The sequence below is a fragment of the Xenorhabdus beddingii genome, from assembly GCF_002127545.1.
GTDB classification, from domain to species: Bacteria; Pseudomonadota; Gammaproteobacteria; order Enterobacterales; family Enterobacteriaceae; genus Xenorhabdus; species Xenorhabdus beddingii.
This window is the reverse complement of sequence record NZ_MUBK01000016.1, coordinates 70,903-93,439: the sequence shown is the minus strand read 5'-3', so window position 1 is coordinate 93,439 and position 22,537 is coordinate 70,903. Positions and strand designations below refer to the sequence as shown.

General features: G+C 44.0%; 20 protein-coding genes. 11 read left to right on the top strand and 9 right to left on the bottom strand.

The features are described from left to right. Nucleotides 1–9: 9 nt before the first annotated feature. Nucleotides 10–840, bottom strand: coding sequence for an N-acetylmuramoyl-L-alanine amidase (locus Xbed_RS10925; protein ID WP_244182470.1), 831 nt, complete (start codon nt 838–840; stop codon nt 10–12). Between the two features lie 518 nt (nt 841–1,358). Beyond that, complete coding sequence (locus Xbed_RS10920) at nt 1,359–2,813, bottom strand: alanine/glycine:cation symporter family protein (RefSeq protein ID WP_086112958.1); 1,455 nt, start codon at nt 2,811–2,813, stop codon at nt 1,359–1,361. 1,316 nt (nt 2,814–4,129) lie between these two features. On the opposite strand from Xbed_RS10920, the gene Xbed_RS10915 reads away from it, so the two are divergent. Both Xbed_RS10915 and Xbed_RS10910 read left to right on the top strand, forming a co-directional pair. Beyond that, a complete protein-coding gene (locus tag Xbed_RS10915) occupies nt 4,130–4,612 on the top strand; it encodes a PliI family lysozyme inhibitor of I-type lysozyme (protein WP_086112957.1) in 483 nt (160 codons plus the stop codon). Nucleotides 4,613–4,723: 111 nt separating this feature from the next. Next, a complete protein-coding gene (locus Xbed_RS10910; RefSeq protein ID WP_086112956.1) occupies nt 4,724–5,095 on the top strand; it encodes a hypothetical protein in 372 nt (123 codons plus the stop codon). A 123-nt stretch (nt 5,096–5,218) separates the two neighbouring features. Here Xbed_RS10910 and prfH read toward each other — a convergent pair whose 3' ends face one another. From prfH to icd, 5 genes are all read right to left on the bottom strand, one after another. Then, nucleotides 5,219–5,836, bottom strand: a complete 618-nt coding sequence (prfH, locus tag Xbed_RS10905) for a peptide chain release factor H (RefSeq protein ID WP_086112955.1) — start codon at nt 5,834–5,836, stop codon at nt 5,219–5,221. After that, nucleotides 5,833–6,954: an RNA ligase RtcB family protein gene (locus Xbed_RS10900; RefSeq protein WP_086112954.1), complete on the bottom strand. Its 1,122-nt coding sequence runs from the start codon at nt 6,952–6,954 to the stop codon at nt 5,833–5,835. The genes prfH and Xbed_RS10900 overlap by 4 nt, the downstream gene beginning before the upstream one ends. Nucleotides 6,955–7,357: 403 nt before the next feature. Next, complete coding sequence (locus Xbed_RS10895) at nt 7,358–7,759, bottom strand: putative signal transducing protein (protein ID WP_086112953.1); 402 nt, start codon at nt 7,757–7,759, stop codon at nt 7,358–7,360. A gap of 279 nt (nt 7,760–8,038) precedes the next feature. Next, nucleotides 8,039–8,383: a hypothetical protein gene (locus Xbed_RS10890; protein ID WP_086112952.1), complete on the bottom strand. Its 345-nt coding sequence runs from the start codon at nt 8,381–8,383 to the stop codon at nt 8,039–8,041. Between the two features lie 112 nt (nt 8,384–8,495). Beyond that, nucleotides 8,496–9,749 carry an NADP-dependent isocitrate dehydrogenase gene (gene icd, locus Xbed_RS10885; RefSeq protein ID WP_086112951.1) on the bottom strand — a complete coding sequence of 418 codons (1,254 nt, stop codon included), beginning with the start codon at nt 9,747–9,749 and terminating at the stop codon, nt 8,496–8,498. A gap of 140 nt (nt 9,750–9,889) precedes the next feature. On the opposite strand from icd, the gene rluE reads away from it, so the two are divergent. From rluE to Xbed_RS10840, 9 genes are all read left to right on the top strand, one after another. After that, nucleotides 9,890–10,519 (top strand): 23S rRNA pseudouridine(2457) synthase RluE, encoded by a 630-nt coding sequence (gene rluE / locus Xbed_RS10880; protein ID WP_086112950.1) that lies wholly within the window; start codon nt 9,890–9,892, stop codon nt 10,517–10,519. Next, nucleotides 10,512–10,991, top strand: coding sequence for an NUDIX hydrolase (locus Xbed_RS10875; RefSeq protein ID WP_086112949.1), 480 nt, complete (start codon nt 10,512–10,514; stop codon nt 10,989–10,991). Before rluE ends, Xbed_RS10875 begins: the two co-directional genes overlap by 8 nt. A 96-nt stretch (nt 10,992–11,087) precedes the next feature. Further along, nucleotides 11,088–12,191: a tRNA 2-thiouridine(34) synthase MnmA gene (gene mnmA, locus Xbed_RS10870; protein ID WP_086112948.1), complete on the top strand. Its 1,104-nt coding sequence runs from the start codon at nt 11,088–11,090 to the stop codon at nt 12,189–12,191. Between the two features lie 2 nt (nt 12,192–12,193). Next, nucleotides 12,194–12,820: a high frequency lysogenization protein HflD gene (gene hflD, locus Xbed_RS10865; RefSeq protein ID WP_086112947.1), complete on the top strand. Its 627-nt coding sequence runs from the start codon at nt 12,194–12,196 to the stop codon at nt 12,818–12,820. 79 nt (nt 12,821–12,899) lie between these two features. After that, complete coding sequence (gene purB, locus Xbed_RS10860) at nt 12,900–14,270, top strand: adenylosuccinate lyase (RefSeq protein ID WP_086112946.1); 1,371 nt, start codon at nt 12,900–12,902, stop codon at nt 14,268–14,270. Nucleotides 14,271–14,815: 545 nt separating this feature from the next. Beyond that, nucleotides 14,816–15,493, top strand: a complete 678-nt coding sequence (gene phoP / locus Xbed_RS10855; protein WP_086112945.1) for a two-component system response regulator PhoP — start codon at nt 14,816–14,818, stop codon at nt 15,491–15,493. After that, nucleotides 15,493–16,956, top strand: coding sequence for a two-component system sensor histidine kinase PhoQ (phoQ, locus tag Xbed_RS10850; RefSeq protein ID WP_086112944.1), 1,464 nt, complete (start codon nt 15,493–15,495; stop codon nt 16,954–16,956). The genes phoP and phoQ overlap by 1 nt, the downstream gene beginning before the upstream one ends. Before the next feature lie 104 nt (nt 16,957–17,060). After that, the gene (locus Xbed_RS10845) at nt 17,061–18,182 is read left to right on the top strand and encodes a ribosomal protein uL16 3-hydroxylase (RefSeq protein WP_086112943.1); all 1,122 of its coding nucleotides are present in this window, start codon (nt 17,061–17,063) and stop codon (nt 18,180–18,182) included. Between the two features lie 135 nt (nt 18,183–18,317). Next, nucleotides 18,318–20,420, top strand: coding sequence for a family 20 glycosylhydrolase (locus tag Xbed_RS10840; RefSeq protein WP_167371898.1), 2,103 nt, complete (start codon nt 18,318–18,320; stop codon nt 20,418–20,420). 41 nt (nt 20,421–20,461) lie between these two features. Here Xbed_RS10840 and pepT read toward each other — a convergent pair whose 3' ends face one another. Beyond that, the gene (gene pepT / locus Xbed_RS10835) at nt 20,462–21,697 is read right to left on the bottom strand and encodes a peptidase T (RefSeq protein ID WP_086112941.1); all 1,236 of its coding nucleotides are present in this window, start codon (nt 21,695–21,697) and stop codon (nt 20,462–20,464) included. 64 nt (nt 21,698–21,761) lie between these two features. Next, nucleotides 21,762–22,499 (bottom strand): Sir2 family NAD+-dependent deacetylase, encoded by a 738-nt coding sequence (gene cobB / locus Xbed_RS10830; protein ID WP_244182468.1) that lies wholly within the window; start codon nt 22,497–22,499, stop codon nt 21,762–21,764. Nucleotides 22,500–22,537 lie beyond the last annotated feature (38 nt).

Below are 22,537 nucleotides of genomic sequence, written 5' to 3'. Positions count from 1 at the left end.
AGCATACGGTTATCGATATTTTTCGACCAAAGCCAAAGCTATCGCTTCTGTTTCTGCATCGGGAATGCCGCTGATATCTGACGAACGGAAATGCATCTGAAATGCCTGAATAGTTTTGTGAGTCGCATTATCCAATAAACCCGTTTGAGGAATATTGTACCCGTAACGGGCCAGCGCTTTCTGTATCGACATCACTGACGCAGGCATACCGGGGGGCCTACCCGCCAAATATTTATTGACTATCACATCATCAGGCCAAGCACCAATCCCTTGTTCATAAAGAGCCTGCCACGGAAAAACAGGGCCGGGATCTTGTTTTCTGAGCGGCGCTATGTCACTGTGACCGACAACATTTATGGCTTTAATTTGATAACGTTGAATAATGTCTTTCGCCAATCGGACCACTGCATCAATTTGTGATGGATGATATAAGCACCACTCTTTCTTGATGAAATCTTGCTCAAACCCACAATTGACAATTTCAATACCAATAGAGTAACGGTTTAGATTCTGGTATCCATTCCATTCACTCTTTCCCGCGTGCCACGCTCTTTCCTTTTCTGAAACCAATTGAAAAACAAAGGGTTCTTTATTTTCATACTGTGGTTGAGAGGGAATAAGATAATGCGCACTGACATTCCCTCCCGTTAATGCCCGTAAAGACTTGCTTTCATCCAGAGCCGTATAATGCAGAACAAGAAAGCTAACTGAATCAATATGCTGTTCAGTTGAATAAGGATAGGAATGATCAACAATATAACCATTTCTGTCTTCATGCTCAGGAGAATAAGAACAACCAATCAACAGTATGATAAACACGCATGCTATTAATTTTCTTATCATGATTGACCAGCTATGTTGAAAGAAAAAGAGAATATTCTAATGACTATCATGTCAATGACTCTCATTTTAATAACTAAATAGTAGATCAAACTAAAATAAATGTAATGTTTTTGACTTCCAGTCATGATCTTGAGAGCAAATAAAAGCCGAACATCCGTAAAATGGTCAGAATGTTCGGCTGATAAGATTATGTCACATAAAATTATTTTATGTGACATTATTTTTATATGAATAGTACTTTTATAAATAGCTTTTTTATAAATAGCTCTTTTATAAATAGTACTTTGTTACTGCTTTACCTTTCGTCTTTCAAGTTGCTGCTTTGTTGACGCTACTGCAACCGGCAATCTATTGGGTATATACCCGTCATACTTCAAGTTGCCTCTTTGTTGGCTACGCTCACCCACCCCGGTCACATAGTTAGCTATGCTCCCGGGGATGAGTTCCCTTGCCGCCGCGATGCAACTCGAATTATTTTGGGTATAACACATATTGCGTATAAATTTTCCGCTATATCAGCGATTACTCTTCTCAGCGTTATACACCGCATCATTATCCCAGATACCTTTTTCAACTTGCTGCTGAATCTCTGGGTAAGAGTTGATATTAAACGTTGGCAACTGCCCGGCTTTTCTCTGCATGTTATAGTCCTTAGCCAATTTCAGCGCTATACCAGACAACATAAGAATGGCAATTAAGTTAACAATAGCCATACAAGCCATTGATAAGTTAGCCATACTCCAAACCAGAGGCACTTCTGCCAATGTACCAAACATTACCATACCCAACGCAGCCAATCGCAGGATAAATAAGCCAGCAGTATGGTTACGTTCCAGGAATATCATATTGCTTTCAGCATAAGCGTAGTTAGCAATAATTGAGGTGAAGGCAAAGAAGAAAATAGCAATCGCAATGAATGTTGTTCCCCAATGCCCAACAGCCGATGACAATGCTCGCTGAGTCAACTCAATTCCGCTGATGGCCGTGATGTTTTCGTTGAGAACGCCAGAAGAGAGAATAATGACAGCCGTTGCACTACAGATAACGATGGTATCCATAAAGACACCCAACATCTGCACATAGCCCTGAGAAGCCGGATGTGGTGGATACGGAGAGGCTGAAGCCGCAGCATTTGGGGCGGAACCCATCCCGGCTTCATTCGAAAATAACCCACGCTGAACACCCTGAGTCATTGCCTGAGAAATGCCGTAGCCTAACGTTCCGGCAATCGCTTCCTGAAGACCAAAGGCGCTCTTGATGATTAATGCAAACACTTCAGGAATACGTTCAATATTGTGACCAACAACCCAAAATGCCAGGATTAAATAAGCCCCCGCCATAAACGGTACAACTAATTCCGCCACCCGTGCGATAGAGCGCATTCCGCCGAAAATAATGATGCCGCTGATAATAACCAACACAATACCGACATAAAGTGGTTTGACATCAAAGGCAACAGCAGCCGCTTTCGCAATTGAGTTTGCTTGAACAGCATTAAATACAAGACCAAACGCGATAATAAGGAAGAACGAAAATAGCACCCCCATCCATCGCTTCTTCAGCCCTTTCTCCATATAGTAGGCAGGACCACCGCGATAATTTCCCTGATCGTCTTTCGTCTTGTACAACTGGGCAAGCGTGCTTTCCACAAAGGAAGTTGCCATACCAATAAATGCCACTACCCACATCCAGAAAATAGCCCCTGGCCCACCCGCAGTAATTGCAATGGCGACCCCGGCTAAGTTACCGGTTCCTACACGAGCAGCAAGACTGGTACATAAAGCCTGAAAAGATGAAATACCAGAAGCATCTGATTTATTACTATTTTTCAGAACTGAAAACATGTGACCAAAATGACGAAGCTGTATAAGACCAGAACGCAGTGTGAAGTAGAGGCCAACCCCAAGGAGCAAGTATATTAGTACGTAGTCCCAAAGAATGTTGTTAATGAAGTTAATTGGATCCGTCAAGATATTTTCCCCTTACTAATTAGCAAACATTAGCTGACCATAATGCAGTATCCGGCGAAATTTTGTTGTGCTTAATTTCCTTTATTAATTAACAAGTAACACAATTCTGTATACAAAAAAACACAGAGATACCAGCCAGTAAAAACGAAAAGAATGTAACACAATATCTATTTCAATGGGTAACTTTTAATGAATTTTTTACATTTACTTTAGCGTTATTGAACATTTATTTTTCTGCTCATCAAGGTATCTTTTCCCATTTCAAGCCTGTTGAACTCATTTTTCGGGCAATAGACATGAGGGTTATTTCTTTCTTATATATAAGCAAACAACATTGATTGGTTAACCGTTTCACCTAAAATACGAAACATTTGCACAACAAATGCGCAACCAATATAAAACAACGCTCACACAATAACCATGAAAAATGTATGTGTTAATAAAAAGTTCTGGATATCATATCGTATGAAATGCACCGGATAAATTGAGACGGTTACTCAACGTGATACCACCCATATAGCAATAACCCAATTCATTAAAACCAACTAAATAATTACAAAATTTAATGTTGAAATTTCTAATATTTTCGAAAACATATAGCAATATTTTTCTTCAAGTGAGATTATTAAATTTTAATACAGTGATAGTTGGAAAAAGCCACCATCTCATATTAAAATTTTCAGTTGTTATTTTTACAGCAGGAAACAACAATAACAAGTTAATAAAATGTTAACATTCCACTATCTGGCCATCAGATAATCTGCAAGTGAGGTTATAATTGATGTTAGAGCGCAAAAGAAAAAACCCTGCGGACAACCTATTGCCCAAGCGGGTTTATAGAGGAAAATCAAAGTACGAATATCATCCAGCAACAGGAGGTTCAATCTCCATCTGCTGTTTAAGTTCACCCGTCTCCGTTGTTTGGAAAGAGTACAATAAGATTGTCGAAAAAATAGAAAAAAACAGCACGTAGAGCTTAATATATGTTGAAGTTAATAAAGAAACGGGGGTCGTTACTCCCGTTGAACCTGATAACATAAGATCATTAGAATAAAATTCAGAAACACATCAAAAACAATCTGTACTACAAAATATTTTTCTATTCTCTATCGTAAAGAATAGCATTCTAAAAACCCCCGCAAAAAATAAGCGACTCTTATATTTTATTTTCAATAAGTAAGCATTATAACGTCGATAGCAAATAGATTTTTAACTACCCCTTCCATTCAGCATAGGGTCTTTGAAAATTCGTGCTACTCTATAAATCTCATCCCGTGAGTATGTTGAACAAAAGAGTAAACAATGGAGTATTGCTTATGTGTATAAGTAAGAACCTGAAAAATATTGTTATTCCTGCCCTAATCACCCTATTTTTATCAGCGCCCGTCATTGCAAAAGATGGCGCATTGATTAACTTACCTGATAAACGATTTGCCGTACTATCAGTCGGTGATCTGGAAAGTGAATCAATTGGCAGCTATTCCATCGCTGTTTTCAAGGATAAAGATCTCTTAGAATTTGAAACTGGTGCCGTTTTTTCTCGCGACGGTTCCGTGTTTGATGATAACAATAAACCAAGGATTACATTTGCAGACATTAACAATGATGGTTCCAAAGAATTAATTGTCACCAAACTCTCGGTAGGATCGGGAAACTATCTTGAGGTTGATGCACTCAAAGTCACTGATAAAAACGTTAAACTTCTTACCCGCATCAATATAAACGGTAAGAATGATCCCATTAAGGTACTACGTACACTATGTAAAAGAGGTCAGTGTGTAGAGCAGAAACACCAATAGGCACAGCTTCAGGAAATCCGATTTTCTCCAGGGAATCGGCACAAAAAAGCAATAGTGTACTATTGTTAATGTTGTCACTACTATCATGATATAGTCGAACAAGAGGAATTTATGAAACGTCTTTTACTGCCACTTTTCCTTGCCCCACTCTTCTCTTATGCCGCACAGGCAAATGTGGATAAAACAGTGGAAACCTATTGTGATTTGTTTGGGGAAGCCTCTGTAGCTGCATTCAAAACCAGTGATTCTCCCGATACAATAGCTCAAAAAACTTTCAGTGAATTAAGCAATAAGGGATTTGATCTTAAAGAAATCCATAGCAACAAGGATGAATTTATTGCATCTATCAAACAAACCGTCACAGAAATCAGAAAGAATAAACAAGCATTCCCAAGTCACCATCACTTTGATGAATCATTGGATAAATCCGTCCACGCCTGCAAAGTGCAAACAAAACATATCCTCTCTCAACGTGTTAAATAAACCTCCTATAGAGCGACCATCTCACGTCGTCGCTCTATTTCATTAATATCTATATCCAGCATCCTTCAAATTGCAGCTTTGTTGGCTGTACTGCATCTTGAAATCCATTGGGATAGAGACATGTCACCGCTGTGGAATAAATTTCATTCCTATAAAAGTACGCACTGCATTTCCCCTTTCAACCTGATGGTGAAATAAACGCCGGTCTGCCTTGCCCTGCGCCTGATGCATATTTTGGTGTTGTTGGAGCCGATGTCCCAACAACGAGCGGGCAAGTCGACGATTAGCATGTTGGCTGCGTTCAGACTGTACTTTAATGCTGATGCCACTGGCAATATGCACTACCCGCACCGCTGATTCTGTTTTATTAACATGCTGACCACCAGGACCAGACGCTTTCAAGGTTTCAAACCGGATCTCGCTTTCCATCACTTCCTGCATCGGTTCAAACTGTGTCACACCAATAAACCAGTTTTTACGGCCTGCGCCTTTTCGCCAAGGGCTTTCACAAATCCATTTAATCGTACCGTTCCAATGCGTAAATAATTGTTGTTCATTGCTTCCATAAATGGCAACGAGCACTGAGCGCAATGTACCGATACGCAGCCCTATTTCTTCCTCTAAAATATCCGTTCTCACGTTAAGTTCTTCTGCTTCCTTAATCAATCGCGCCAACGCTTTTCTGACAGCCAACATACATTCAGCCGGCCCTTGAGCTGAGGAAATCTGCAACAATATCATTCGCTTCCTCCCCGTGTTTTATATGTCAGAACAGGTTTAAGCCGCGCAATCAACTTCACTAATCCAGCCTGTAACATAGCATCCATCACACCACTGATCGGTTTATAGGCTTCTGGTGCTTCCTGAAAAATTAGCTGCTTATCCAGACAAATGACTCGGCTACCCAACGCAGTACGAGAAAGCTGTACAGCATTGTAGCGCCCACTCAGGCGCTCCTTACACTCGCCACGCATCCATTTCCGCCCTGCGCCATGAGCAAGAGAGAATAGACTGCGTTCACTGACCAAGGGTTGCACCAAATAGCTGTAATCACCACGAGACCCTGGAATAATGACCGGTCCCTGATCTGCGGGTGTTGCCCCCTTACGGTGCAACCAGCCATCAATACCATCAACAGTACATGGCGTAAGTAAGTTATGTGAGACATCAAGCAGACGCTCTCCACGGGTTCGCCAGCGTTTTAGCATTCTTTCAGCAATGAGTTGACGATTAAAGCAGGCATAATCCAACGCTTGTTGATGCTGCTCAAGATAATTCTGGGCCGATGAACTTGATGTTATCAATCCATCATGACCATGCTGACGAACATGTTGTTCAAGGATCATTTGCCCCATACCGCGTGAACCACTGTGTACCAATAGCAGAAGCTGCTGTTTACTTAAGTGCCACGTTTCAAGCAGTTCCGGTTGATAAATTTCATCCAATTGCTGCAACTCAGCAAAATGGTTTCCACCGCCAATCGTTCCCGGTGAATGACAAAAATGTTCAGGTATATTGTCGGGTAACGCTTCTTTTTCCAGAGGCGTGTCAATAGAGCCAAGCCGTTTTTCCAACTTATCCAACGACCATTTATTCAGGGTCAGGTCTGTCCGCCACAACGCCATGCCACAACCGATATCGTTACCGATAAGCGCAGGATAGAAACGCGACTGTGAGAAAAATGCAGCACCAACTGGATATCCTCTGCCAGGATGGAGATCAGGTAAACCGACAACGCGAACCATATCAGGAAGTTGTGCTGTGGTTTCAAGTTGCTGGATAGCCTTACCTTCCAGCCAAGTATTTTCTGTTACGATAAGCTGTACGTTCGGTACAGCCAAATGCAAAGTATTGCCCATAGATCAGCCTTATGATCAATGAAAAAATAAGGGTGTGGTCAGGCCTTCCTAGCCAAGCAATACTGAAAAATTTAATGTAGTAATTAGCTATGGGCTGGCCTGAAAAGAGTGATTGTTATTGTCATCATGATAAATTCCTCCTTTGCAGTCGTTAATGTGGGGGTTAGTGAATAGCTGCATTTTGCAGACGCGGCATCATACTCCAAGTGATATAAAGATTGCCAGTATTTTTAAAAAACACTCCTAACAAAAATTAATCACCTCTGATTTTAATTTCATATTGAAATCAATTGAGGGATTTTCCTACTCTTCATGTTTTAAATTTCTACCCTGCTGGATATTCAAGGACATAAAAATCATAAGGCATATAAAATCAAATAAATTTAACCTTACAACAATCAGGCTAAATAGAAGAATGGGGTTCGAACTTTAATGGTAATGCTATACCAAACATCAAAAACAACAAAAGGACTAAAAAAGTATTGGCTAACACAGATGAACGATATTTAAGTGGTTGATTTTCCTTACTTTCTTGATTATATTGTGGTTTTCCTAATAAAAATTTATTATCTTCAATTTCAGAAAGTATCACTTTCGCCTGTTCTACATCTGAGTCATGGACAAGAAGTTTAACTCCACCAAATGCTTGTGAATACATATAGTTATTCCAGACAATATTTTCATCTATCACTACAGCATAAATATCTTCTGATAACATTCTTCCCATGACAATGCGGGCATCTATCGGTGATATAAAATTTGCCAATAATTGCATATTTCCTCTTTGAAGATAACGATTCCACATAAGCACACCATGATTAGATTATTTATTAACCAGTATAACCTATTATTACACACTTCTTCCAGTTTTTTCCATCGATTGGCGATTTTGATAAGTGTCCGCATGTTAAATTTAATCGAGTTCAAATGACAATTTTATTGACCACATATATTGCGGTCATATTTTTAAAAGAAGTGCTCTACAAATTTTAAATATTATTTAGGAAGTAAGGAAATATATTATATCGTTAGGAAAGGTTTTAATAAGGCACACCCTAAACATAAGTGTGCCTTCGCTCAATCACTAAATTTTTCCCATTTTCTGTAATGTTTTGAGCATTTCTATATCTATTCTGTTCAGTTCTCTCATTCTGTTTAAATCATGCGACCAAGCAGTAGAATTGCGAAAATTTGAGATTCGTTCTTTTACCGATATTTCAATTGCATGGCATTTATCCATATCAATAACATTTTCTCTGGATTTTATTTCATCTAAAATTCTGAGAGTCGTATTGCCGTTATCTGAGTTTTCACCGAGAGCCGAGCATAATTTATTATCGCTGAGTGAGGCTAAATTATCTGTTGGTATTTGGTTAAACATGCAACCAGACATAGTCATTGTAGATAATAATAGTAATTTTTTTAGCATTTAATTCTTAAGTTCATGGAAACGGGGCAGCAGTATATATACATGAACAGATGAGGTAAATAAGATAACGGGAACCATTAAGTCCCCGTTATCTATTCAGTTACGCAATCAATTACATGTGAGAGATCATTGCGTCACCGAATTCGCTACATTTCAGCAGCTTAGCGTCGTCCATCAGGCGCTCGAAATCGTAAGTGACGGTCTTGGCAGCAATCGCACCTTCCATTCCCTTAACGATTAGGTCGGCAGCTTCGAACCATCCCATATGGCGCAACATCATCTCAGCAGAGAGGATAACAGAACCTGGGTTGACTTTATCCTGACCTGCGTATTTAGGCGCAGTACCGTGTGTTGCCTCGAACAGTGCACATTCGTCACCAATGTTTGCACCTGGCGCAATACCGATGCCACCAACTTGCGCAGCCAGTGCATCAGAAATGTAGTCACCATTCAGGTTCATGCAGGCGATAACATCGTATTCCGCTGGACGCAATAGGATCTGTTGCAGGAAAGCATCTGCAATCACATCCTTGATGATAATGTCGTTGCCGTTCTTAGGATTTTTGATCTTAACCCAAGGGCCACCATCCAGCAGTTCTCCACCGAACTCAGTGCGAGCCAGTTCATAGCCCCAGTCTTTAAAGGCACCTTCAGTGAATTTCATGATGTTGCCTTTATGAACCAACGTCACGGACTCACGGTCATTATCAATAGCGTATTCAATCGCTGCGCGTACCAAACGTTTGGTGCCCTCTTCTGAACAAGGTTTCACGCCGATACCACATTGTTGAGGGAAACGGATTTTGCTGACGCCCATTTCATCCTGGAGGAATTTGATGACTTTGTCCGCTTCCGCTGAACCCGCTTTCCATTCAATACCTGCATAGATATCTTCAGCATTTTCGCGGAAAATGACCATATCAGTCAGTTCAGGCTGTTTAACAGGGCTTGGCGTACCTTGATAATAACGAACCGGACGCAGGCAAACGTACAGATCCAATTGCTGGCGCAATGCGACGTTCAACGAACGGATGCCGCCACCGACTGGTGTTGTCAGCGGGCCTTTGATCGCCACGCGGTATTCACGGATCAGGTCCAGGGTTTCATCTGGCAGCCAGACATCTTTACCATAAATATGGGTGGATTTTTCACCCGTATAGATTTCCATCCAAGAAATTTTGCGCTCATTGCTATAAGCCTTCTGAACCGCAGCATCAACAACTTTCAGCATGACCGGCGTAACATCAACACCAATGCCATCCCCTTCGATATAAGGGATTACAGGGTTATTCGGAACATTTAATTTACCTTTGGCATCAATAGTAATCTTTTTACCTTCCGCCGGAACAACTACTTTGCTTTCCATTAACCTCTCCTTTCAACTAAGCGCAATGCCTTGTTAATTTTTTGTAAGGGACGTGTCAATACTACTTGAATATTCTGCAAACGCCAATGGTCACAGATTTAAGGTATAATACGTACCCTTATTTTTCACCATGGCTTATCATGACAAATTTACCTTTTAAAAAACGCCAACTTAACCGATTCAGCCAAAGAAAAAATAACAATGCCATAAAAAAATTAACGGGTCCTCGTCGGGTATTAATCTTTAACAAACCTTATGATGTCCTTCCCCAATTCACCGATGAGATGGGAAGAACCACGTTAAAAGATTTTATTCCGTTGACTGATGTGTATGCCGCAGGTCGTTTGGATCGCGATAGCGAAGGATTACTCGTGTTGACCAATGACGGTAAATTGCAAGCCAGGCTGACCCAACCCCATCAAAAAACCGCGAAAGTTTATTATGTTCAGGTAGAGGGCATTCCTGATGACGCCGCCTTGAATAAGCTGCGCAACGGCATCACATTGAAAGATGGGCCGACCCTGCCTGCTGGCGCAGAGTTAGTGGAAGAACCGGAATGGCTCTGGGAACGGACACCTCCGATTCGGGAAAGAAAAAGTATTCCTGTAAGCTGGCTGAAAATAACGCTATATGAGGGCCGTAACCGTCAAGTCCGCAGAATGACGGCCCATGTGGGTTTTCCTACGCTGCGCCTAATCCGTTTCAGTATGGGTTCAATACAATTAGGCTCATTATCCCCCGGAGAATGGAGCGAAATTAATTTTGTTTAGTCCACACATCACTGTTGCTTGTCTTGTCCATGCAGAAAATAAATTTTTGGTTGTTGAAGAGCTGATCAATGGCAAATTTCTCTGGAACCAGCCTGCGGGTCATCTTGAAGCGGACGAAACGTTACAAGAAGCCGCAGAGCGGGAGTTATGGGAAGAAACCGGTATTCGTTCTCAAATACAGGCATTTTTAAAGCTATATCAATGGGTGGCTCCCGATGGAACGCCCTTTATCCGTTTTCTGTTCTTAGTTGAACTGGAAAAAATCATGGCTACCCATCCACAAGATAGGGATATCCATTGCTGCCACTGGTTAAGTGCAGAAGAAATCCTTAACAGTTCACAACTGCGTTCACCGCTGGTCGCTGAAAGTATTCGCTGTTATTTAGAAAAAAAGTCTTATCCTCTATCGATACTGGGCAGTTATGGCACACCTTTTGAAAAGGGTGGCATAAATAAAAAAATCGATAAATAAAAAAATCCAATAGAAAGAACGTGAGACGTTTGATGCACCTTAACTGCCAACGTGCTAAAGTATCGCGTTTGTTTTTTTCCGCAGTGAGATATATCCATGTCAGATAACAGCCAGAAAAAAGTCATTGTCGGAATGTCCGGCGGTGTTGATTCATCCGTTTCCGCCTACCTTCTGCAACAGCAGGGCTACCAGGTAGCTGGCCTGTTCATGAAAAACTGGGAAGAAGACGATGGTGAAGAGTATTGCTCAGCCGCGGACGATCTTGCTGATGCACAAGCCGTTTGTGACAAACTGGGCATTGAGCTGCATACCATCAATTTTGCGGCCGAATATTGGGACAATGTATTCGAACATTTTCTTGCCGAATATAAAGCCGGCAGAACCCCAAACCCGGACATTCTTTGCAATAAAGAAATTAAATTCAAGGCATTTTTGGAGTTTGCCGCTGAGGATTTAGGGGCTGACTACATTGCAACCGGGCACTATGTCCGCCGTCGGGATGTAAACGGTCTCAGCCAATTGCTTCGTGGTCTGGATGGCAATAAAGATCAAAGTTATTTCTTGTATACCTTAAGCCACCAGCAAGTTGCCAAGAGCCTGTTTCCCGTTGGCGAACTGGAAAAACCAGAAGTACGCCGCATCGCCGAAGAGCTTAGTTTGATCACCGCAAAGAAAAAAGATTCGACGGGTATCTGCTTTATTGGCGAACGCAAATTCCGTGATTTTCTGGGGCGCTATTTACCTGCCCAACCCGGCCCAATCATGACAGTGGATGGACAGACTATCGGCCAGCATACTGGCTTGATGTACCATACACTGGGTCAACGTAAGGGCTTGGGGATCGGTGGAACTAAAAATGGCAAGGAAGATCCATGGTATGTTGTTGATAAAGACGTTGAAAAAAATATCCTGATTGTCGCCCAGGGTCATGATCATCCTCGCCTGATGTCTGTCGGTTTGATTGCACAACAACTTCATTGGGTTGATCGCCAGCCGTTGAAAACAGAAATTCGTTGCGTGGTAAAAACGCGCTACCGTCAGCACGATATCCCCTGCACTGTCGTTCCCCTAAGCGAAGATAAAATTGAAGTTCGTTTTGATAGCCCTGTTGCCGCTGTCACCCCCGGTCAATCAGCCGTGTTTTATCAAGGTGAAGTCTGTCTCGGTGGTGGTGTGATCGAACAACGTATACAGGAGTAATTGTGGCTAAAAATTATTATGACATTACACTGGCACTGGCAGGTATCTGCCAGTCAGGTCGTCTGGTACAAGAGCTTGCCCATAAAGGCCAGTGTGATAATGATGCTTTTGAAATAATGCTCAACAGTATCTTGAATATGGACCCGGCATCCACTTTGGATGTTTTTGGCAACGATGCCTGTAACCTTCGCATTGGCCTTGATGCCATGCTGGGTATGTTCAACGGCTCACACAGTGGTGTTTCTGCTGATCTGACCCGCTATATGCTGGGTCTGATAGCCTTGGAGCGCCATCTGAAAAAAAACCAGTCTGCCGCCAATGAACTGGCAAATCGCATTAACCAGTTAGAGCGCCAACAAGCCTATTTTGAACCCATGTCGGAAGGGATGCTCAATGCCCTTGCCGGAATTTACATCGACGTTATCAGTCCATTGGGGCCTCGCATTCAAGTTACCGGCTCACCTGATGTATTACGTAATACATTGATTCAGGCGAAAGTCAGAGCGGTTTTACTGGCAGGTATCCGCAGTGCGGTTTTATGGCAACAAGTTGGCGGCAGCCGCCTGCAAATCATGTTTTCTCGTCAGCGCCTGATCCGACAGGCAAAAGACATTCTTTCTCGTTGTTAAACCAACGTTATTAAGCATAAATCGTTAAACACAAATTGTTAAACACAAATCGTTAAATAAAATCCGGGAGTTGCTACCAATGGAATTATCCTCACTGACCGCTGTTTCTCCAATTGATGGCCGTTACGGCGATAAAGTCAGCGCACTGCGCGCTATTTTTAGTGAGTTCGGCTTACTGAAATTTCGTGTGCAGGTCGAAGTACGTTGGCTGCAAAAACTGGCCGCTACAGCAGAAATCAAAGAAGTTCCGGCTTTTGACGCAGACGCAAACGCTTACCTAGATGAAATTATTGCAAACTTCAATGAACAGGACGCATTGCGCATCAAAGAAATTGAGCGTACAACCAACCATGATGTGAAAGCGGTTGAATATTTTCTGAAAGAAAAGGTCGCCCACGTCCCTGCCTTGCATCAAGTAGCAGAATTTATTCACTTTGCCTGCACATCAGAAGATATCAATAACCTGTCACATGCACTGATGCTCAAAACCGCCCGTGAGGAAGTTTTATTACCTCAATGGCGCCAGTTGATCGACATCATCACACGTATGGCACATGATTATCGCGATCTTCCCCTGCTGTCACGTACCCACGGGCAACCTGCCACACCCTCAACCGTTGGCAAGGAATTGGCTAATGTGGCTTATCGTATGGAGCGCCAGTTCCGCCAGCTCAGTCAAGTAGACATTCTGGGTAAAATCAACGGAGCCGTCGGTAACTATAATGCGCACCTGTCAGCCTATCCACAAGTTGACTGGCCTCAATTCAGCGAATCCTTTGTGACTTCTCTGGGCATTCAGTGGAACCCGTATACCACTCAGATTGAACCTCATGATTACATTGCAGAACTGTTTGATTGTGTAGCCCGTTTCAATACTATCCTGCTGGATTTTGATCGCGATATCTGGGGTTACATCGCTCTGAATCATTTCAAACAAAAAACCATTGCCGGGGAAATTGGCTCTTCCACTATGCCACATAAAGTCAATCCGATTGATTTCGAAAACTCAGAAGGAAATCTGGGATTGGCAAACGCCGTTCTGGGGCATCTTGCCAGTAAACTTCCTGTTTCTCGCTGGCAGCGTGACTTAACGGATTCAACCGTACTGCGCAATCTGGGTGTAGGTCTGGGATATGCACTGATTGCTTATCAATCCACCATGAAAGGGTTAAGCAAGTTAGAAGTTAATGAACCGCACCTACTGGATGAATTGGATCACAACTGGGAAGTACTGGCAGAGCCTATTCAAACCGTCATGCGACGTTATGGGATTGAAAAACCATATGAAAAATTGAAAGAATTGACTCGCGGCAAACGGGTTGACGCGGAAGGAATGAAAACGTTCATTGAGGGTCTTGAACTTCCTGAAGCGGAAAAAGAGCGTCTCAAAGCAATGACCCCAGCAAACTACCTGGGTTATGCAACTTCACTGGTTGACAAGTTAAAATAAAATTTATTCATGTAAATGGGCGGAATTTATCCCGCCCATCTTCAATACATATCATCCAAATCGGCTTGCAACTCATTTAAGTTGACTTGCAACTGCCGCCCGGTAATTTTTCTGATTGATTGAACTTCCTGCCCCAAACTTCCTGCCCCAATTGCTTATAAACCTTATAAATTCAGTATTAAGACAGCTCTGAGCCAAAATAGTTCCCTATTGGGAATTGTGGCTGAAGTACCGTTAGTCACTGAGTTTAAGAGGTGAATAAAAACCGCAGAACAGTGAGTTAAAAATCGTGAATCACTAGCCAATGTACGATCTAACCTTATATAATCTATAAATAGATTGTAAATTTATTTGTTATTCCTATCTAAATATTTGTTTTTAAATGATTCACTCATTAACATACCAATAAAGGCTAAATAGTTACTATACTTAGGTTACTCATAAAAACACATCCATAATTTTATTTAATCTTTATTGACGAAATTGACTACTTAGCTATTTTAAATTTATTTAGTAAACGTTACTGATTAGCATAAGGAATCATTATGCGTATATTGATTGTTGAAGATAACGCATTACTTCGTCATCATTTAACCGTACAACTGCGGGATATTGGGCATCAAGTCGATGCTGCGGAGAATGCCAAAGAAGCTGATTATTACCTTAAAGAGAGCCATCCAGATATTGCTATCGTTGATCTGGGCCTACCGGGTGAAGATGGGCTTAGTATGTTACGCCGTTGGCGTAGTGAGCAGATTAATTTGCCCATTCTTGTCCTCACGGCCCGGGATAGCTGGCAAGAAAAAGCGACTGTATTAAACGCAGGAGCAGATGATTATGTTACCAAGCCTTTTCATCTGGAAGAAATCAACGCCCGGATACAAGCATTAATGCGGCGCAATAGCGGATTGGCGTCACAATTAGTTGAAATTTCACCTTTTTTAATTGATCTTTCACGAAAAGAATTTTCTGTCAATAGCCACAACATTAAGTTGACCGCTTTCGAATATACAATTATCGAAACCCTAATGCGCAATAATGGCAAGGTTGTCAGTAAAGAATCGTTGATGCGTCAGTTGTATCCCGATGCTGAATTACGCGAGAGTCATACCATTGATGTATTAATGGGGCGATTGAGGAAAAAAATATTGAGTGAATGGCCCAAAGAGGTGATAGTCACTGTCCGTGGTCAAGGATACCGTTTCGATGTGAAGACCCCATAATGTTTAAGTTCCCTGAAAAACATCTTTCGTTGAGAACCCGGTTCCTCATAGCAACGGCGGCGATTATCTTCGCCCTGACGCTATCATATGGAATTGTGGCTATTGTAGGGTACTTAGTGAGTTTTGATAAAACAAACTATTCTATACTCAGGAGCCAAAGTAACTTATTTTTTACCCTTGCTAAATGGGATAACAACAAGCTGGAGATCCTGGTTCCAAAAAACTTTTCCATGAATCCCCGCTCATTAGCTCTGATTTATGACAATAAGGGAAATATGCTCTGGCGTCAGAATAATGTGCCTGAATTGGAAAAAATGCTCGACCCCCGCTGGTTGAAAAAAGAAGGTTTATATGAATTAGAGACCTATTTCAAAGAGAAAGGAAATTTTTTTTATAATCAAACAGAAATTTCAGATCCAGGCAATACCAACAAGGCAGTCGACGATAATAATGTGTTATTAACGTATTCGGTTGCGGTTAATATTTATCCCGCAACTGACAGACTGCCTGCAATGACCATTGTCATCATTGATACCATTCCACAGGATGTGCAAGAATCGGCGAAGGTCTGGGAATGGTTTGGCTATGTATTAATAGCCAACCTACTTCTTGTCATTCCCCTCATTTGGCTTGCTGCTGATTGGAGCCTGCGCCCTATTAAATCGCTCATTACGCAGATAAGCTCTTTAGAGAATGGAGAACGGGAAAAACTTGATGAGAATCCCCCCACAGAATTAAAAACCTTGGTCAGAAACTTAAATACCTTATTAAGCAATGAGCGTAAACGTTATGCGAAATACCATACAACGCTTTCTGATTTAACGCATAGCCTAAAAACACCGTTGGCGGTGCTGCAATCCACTCTACGCTCTCTGCGTCCCCCGCAAAAGATGACCATTAAACAAGCTGAACCTATCATGCTTGAACAAATTGATCGCATATCCCAGCAAATTGGCTACTATCTGCATCGAGCCAATATGCACAACGACCATACCCTGCTGCTTAGGCAAATTTCTTCCGTTCCAACGTTGCTGGATAGTCTGATCAGTGCCCTGACAAAGGTATATCAACATAAAGGTATCCATATTACGCTGGATGTCTCCCCTGAAGTCACATGGTTAGGTGAAAAGAATGACTTTCTGGAAGTGATGGGGAATATTCTGGATAACGCCTGTAAATATTGTCTGGAGTTTGTCAAGGTGACGGCCACAACGGGGGAAAATTCTGTCACCATCATTGTCGATGATGATGGCCCCGGAGTGCCGCCAGACAAACGTGAAATGATTTTTCAACGTGGCTTGCGGGCCGATACATTGCGGGTAGGCCAAGGATTGGGTCTATCGATAGCGACTGAAATTGTCGAGCAATATTCAGGTAATATCAGCATCAAGGATAGCCCACTGGGTGGAGCCAGGGTGAGCGTGGTATTTCGGGTGCAACAAATCAACGGTGCTGATGACTAGAAAATTGCCAGAATCCATCGCGAAATATTTCAACCAAATCTGATATCGTCGTTAACAATTCGTTATAATGGGGTGAAATTCACTTCTCACTTCAGGATGTCACCATGGATTATCAGCTAAATCTGGACTGGCAGGCGTTTTTGCAAAACCATTGGCAAAAACGACCATTGCTGATTAAACAGGGTTTCCATCAGTTTACTGATCCGCTTTCTCCCGATGAACTGGCAGGATTGGCGATGGAAAATGAAATTGATAGCCGTTTGGTCAGCCAGAAAAATGGGCGTTGGGAAGTTTCTCATGGGCCATTTGGATCCTACGACCATTTAGGCGAAAAAGACTGGTCATTACTGGTACAGGCCGTTAATCATTGGCACCACCCTTCCTCTGCATTGATGAAACCATTTCGTGTGCTATCTGATTGGCGCATGGATGACTTGATGATCTCCTTCTCCGTACCCGGTGGTGGTGTTGGCCCTCATCTTGATCAATATGATGTTTTTATCATTCAGGGAAAAGGCCGTCGGCGCTGGCGTGTCGGCGACAAAATACCAATGAAACAACATTGCCCTCATCCTGATTTATTACAGGTTGATCCCTTTGAGGCAATTATTGACGAAGAAATGCAACCGGGCGATGTCCTGTATATTCCCCCCGGTTTCCCACATGAAGGCTATGCTATTGAAGATTCGCTGAATTATTCAGTGGGATTCCGGGCGCCCAATGCCCGTGAATTATTCAGTGGATTTGCTGATTATATTTTGGCAAATGAATTAGGCAGCCATCGCTACAGTGATCCTGACCTCAAATCCCGTGATAATCCCGCCTTGATCCAGACCAATGAACTGGAGTCACTGCGTTCGATGATGCGTGAATTGTTGGAACAGCCTGAAACTTTCCAAAGTTGGTTTGGCGAATTTATCTCACAATCACGCCATGAGCTGGATCTTGCACCGCCTGAACCGCCTTATGAAAGTGACGAGATTTATGAATTACTGAAACAGGGTGAAGGGCTCAATCGATTGAGTGGGTTGCGTGTCCTGCGTGTCGGTGATCAATGTTTCGTCAATGGGGAATTGATGGAAACGTCTCATCTGCATGCTGCTGACGCGCTTTGCCAATATGATAAAGTCGATGCTGAACTTCTGGCTGATGCTATCGACGATGTTCAATTTATCAGCCTGCTTACCGCGTTGGTCAATAGCGGCTATTGGTATTTTAATGATTAATTAATCTGAGCCTTGTGTAAGCCGTCACTCAATCATCTGCCTCCGAACAGGAAAGATTCAGTGACGGTTTCATAACGAAAGTCACGGATGTGTCATTCAGTCGTTGTATGGCGAAATATTTTAGGAGAACACATCATGACGAGAAGAAATATTCCGTTATTGTTGTTCGTTTCTCTGGCGGCTACCAGCCCCGCGTCAGGCAATCCGATTAACAGCGCGACCGACCGGACGTTCTCGTGCGGAACCCGGAACGCCATATCAACCGTCGCCAACGGGAATGCCGCACCAGCAGTCGTACCCGGCCTGCATGTCTGGACAGGCGGAGCCGGTTCATTCCAAATAGTCCCCACGAGCCGGATCGTCGTCGAGCAAGCCAATATGGCCGTGTTGCAGCCAGTGGCGAAGCGGTTACAGCTCGACTTGCAGGAAATCACCGGCATCAGCGCTTCCATCGTAGCGGACTCGACCGTGCAACCCGGCGACATTGCGCTCAGCCTGACCCCCTGCAACCCTGCCATCGCAAAACAGATCGGCAATGAAGGCTATACGTTGTCCGCCCGGGATAACGTGATCCTGCGAGCCAACCTGACACAGGGGATCGGCAACAACACCAACGGCCTTTTCTATGGCACCCGAACGTTGCTCCAGATGCTGGAGCTGGACGGTCAGGCCAAGGGGCAACACAAATCGATCCCTCAGGGAGACGCCATCGACATCCCGCTCTACGCGGAGCGCGCGGTTCTGATCGACGTTGGCAGGGGATTTGTAAAAAAAGAATCCCTGAAGGCTTATATGAAATTCATGGGCTGGTATAAGCTCAACAGGCTGCACCTCGCACTGACCGGCGACCTGCTGAATCGTACCCCCGGACCGAATACCGTCGCCAATGCGAACTTTCGGCTCTTCGATTCAACCTTCAAAGATCCGCCACTGTCAACGGACGGGCTGTATTACTCAAGGGCGGACTGGGACGAGCTTGAGGATGTGGCAGCGGCATACGGCATTTCGATTGTCCCGGAAATCAATGTCCCCGCCCATTCCCAATCAATGGCGCGTGCCATCGATCCCAAGAGCACGAGCGAAAGCCTCGATTTGTCGGATCCGGATACCCTTCCTTATGTAAAGCGCGTATGGGATCAGTTTCTTCCGTGGTTCCGCTCGAACAGGGTGCATATTGGCGGCGATGAGGGCGACAATTCGGTTACGACTCAGACGTTCCTGAACAACGTCGCGACCTATCTTCAGGGCAAGGGCAAGACTGTCCAGATGTGGCAGGACTCGGTCAGCGGAAACTCGAATTACCACGCAAACATTGTGATACAAAACTGGCGGACCTCTGGCCCGCTCCCGTGGAGCTCGCCCCAGTTCGCTTGGATCAATTCGAGTGGGTCGTTCTACGTCAACCCAAATAATGGGGCGCCGTATGAAGAATCGCAGGGTTTTGCCGGCGACAGCTTCTATGCAAATGACAGCGCGCTGGGAATTTCCCATCCCGGTGGCGAAACCTGGGATTGGTTCGGTAACGTAGCGAGGCTTCAGGGATCAAACGGCTATGCACCGATTGGCGGGCAGATCTCACTCTGGAATGACCTGCTGTTCCACCATCCGTACACGTTCGAGGAGTTATCGCACTATCTTTTCTCGGATGCCATCCCTGCGGCGGGTCAGATTTGGTGGAACGGCCAGAAGAAGGATGCATCCGGCAATCTGGTGCCATATTCGACTTTGAGAGCGAGCGTGGCGCTATTCCAATTCGGTCCGGGTACTGACCAAGTACCGATGTTCGCACAATATCCTCTGTCGGGCACACTGCCGAAGTTCACCAACCCGCCCGTCTACAGCATCACACCCGCCTATCCCGCGCAAAAGGGCGTGTTAACCGGACTGGCGACGAAGTACGACTGCAAGAGTTGTGGCGCAGGAGAAGTCGGCGGTCTGGGCACTTACAATAACGGCAGTGGAACCGTAACCATTAAGGTTCCGGTGGCGATCACAGGCAGCTACCTGCTACCTGTCTACTACGTTTCCGGCAGCAATAACCCCTTCAACGGCCAGCTCACAATCAACAACGCCGCCCCCGTCACCATAACTTATCCTGCTACTGGTGGCAGTCTCGATCAGGTCGCGGAGATGGGAACATTCGTAACCCTACAGGCAGGCACCAATAGCATCAAATTCTCCAGCACGACTGCGATGGGCAATATAGCGGGGATTGGTACACCGATACGGCAGCCGTAGCGACGGCGGTCAGGGCCGTTCCCTTGTGGCCTTAGCCCCTATCACAAATCATTCTCATGACTTGCCGCCAATTCAGCAATCCGCATGATAACGCTAACTGCCTGCTCCATACCTTCCAACGAAATAAATTCGTGCTTACTGTGATAGTTATATCCACCTGTGAAAATATTGGGGCATGGCAACCCACGATAAGATAGCTGTGCTCCATCAGTACCGCCACGGATCGGTTGGATGATCGGCTCAATACCACAATCCAACATAGCCTGTTTAGCCAGTGCAATGACATGCGGATGTTTAATGATCTCACTGTGCATATTGTAATATTCATCATCCACCGTCAGTTCAATATAACAACCCGGATGTAGCCCTTTTCCGATTTTTTCGGCAATGGCAAGTAATGTTTTTTTGCGCTTTTCAAAATTCGCCCGGTCAAAATCCCGGATGAGATAGTGCATGTCAGCACGCTCTACCGTGCCTTTCATGCTTTCTAGGTGATAAAAACCTGCGCGATCGGCTGTATGCTCCGGTGTCTCTTCGGCAGGCAATTCATGGTGAATACGCATTGCCAAAGACAAGGCATTAACCATCACGCCTTTGGCACTGCCCGGATGAGACACATTACCCGCTATCTTGATGAACACGGATGCAGCATTAAAATTTTCAAACTCCAATTCCCCCACCCCGCCGCCATCAACGGTGTAGGCCCATGCCGCCCCAAAAGCCGCCACATCGAAATAATCGGCTCCTTTACCAATTTCTTCATCAGGGGTGAATGCAATCCGAATTTCGCCATGTGGAATATTGTTCTGCTGTAAACGCACCATTGCCGTGATGATTTCAGCGATGCCCGCCTTATCATCGGCGCCTAACAGGGTTTTTCCATCCGTCGTAATCAATGTTTTTCCCAGCAAATGATGCAATACCGGAAACATGACTGGCGACAACACCTCATCTCCCATTCCCAATGCGATATCACCGCCACGGTAATTTTCCAGAATCTGAGGATTAACCTGCTTGCCAGAAAAATCGGGTGAGGTATCAAGATGCGCGATAAAACCAATCACCGGCACAGGCCGGGTCATATTTGATGGTAATGTCGCCATCACGCATCCGTGCTCAGTTAAGGCTGTGTCGGAAAAACCGAGTTGGTTCAGTTCATCAAACAAGGCTCTGGCAAGTTGCCGTTGACCGTCACTGCTGGGAATGGTTTTAGCCGATGATTTTGATTGGGTATTAAATGCAACATAGTTAAAGAAACGCGCTAATAATCTATCCATCTTCTCCCCCTCATTCATGTGAATTTATTATGAAGAAGATGAACAGAATAAATATTGCGTCAAATCAGCTTTCATCTGCCTTCATCTGCTGAATTAAAGACCGGACATATTGCGTCACAATTTCACTGGCATGACCATAATGTTTTTCATCGAACAGGCTTTCAACCTGACTGGGTTCCAGGTTCAGTTCAACAGTCTGTGCCCCGGATAATTTTGCTTCATGCACAAAACCGGCTGCGGGGTAAACGTGGCCGGATGTGCCGATGGCAATAAAGATGTCGGCATCAGCCAGAGCAGAATAGATTTGCTCCATTCCCAAGGGCATTTCTCCAAACCACACCACATGGGGACGTAACGGAGATGGAAACTGGCAACAATGGCAGCGATCTTCCATCATGAGATGGGTCTTCCATTCAATCACCTGCCCTGATTGGCAACAACGCACTTTCAGCAATTCACCATGCATATGCAACACGCGCTGGCTCCCTGCGCGTTCATGCAGATTATCAATATTTTGCGTCACCAACAGAAAACGGTCGCCAAGTTCCTGCTCAAGTTCTGCCAAGGCATAATGCGCTGCATTAGGTTGAATTTTGGGTTGTTGGAGTTGCTCCCGACGTGCATTGTAAAAGGCTTGCACCAAATCGGGATCACGCTGGAAGCCTTCTGGTGTAGCAACATCTTCAACACGATGTTCTTCCCACAGGCCATCGGAAGAACGAAATGTTTGAATGCCTGACTCAGCAGAGATCCCTGCCCCCGTCAGCACCACCACATGGGGTTTTTCTATTTTATTAGCCAATCGAATATCCCTGTAAAAATTTTGTCTATGTCATCATT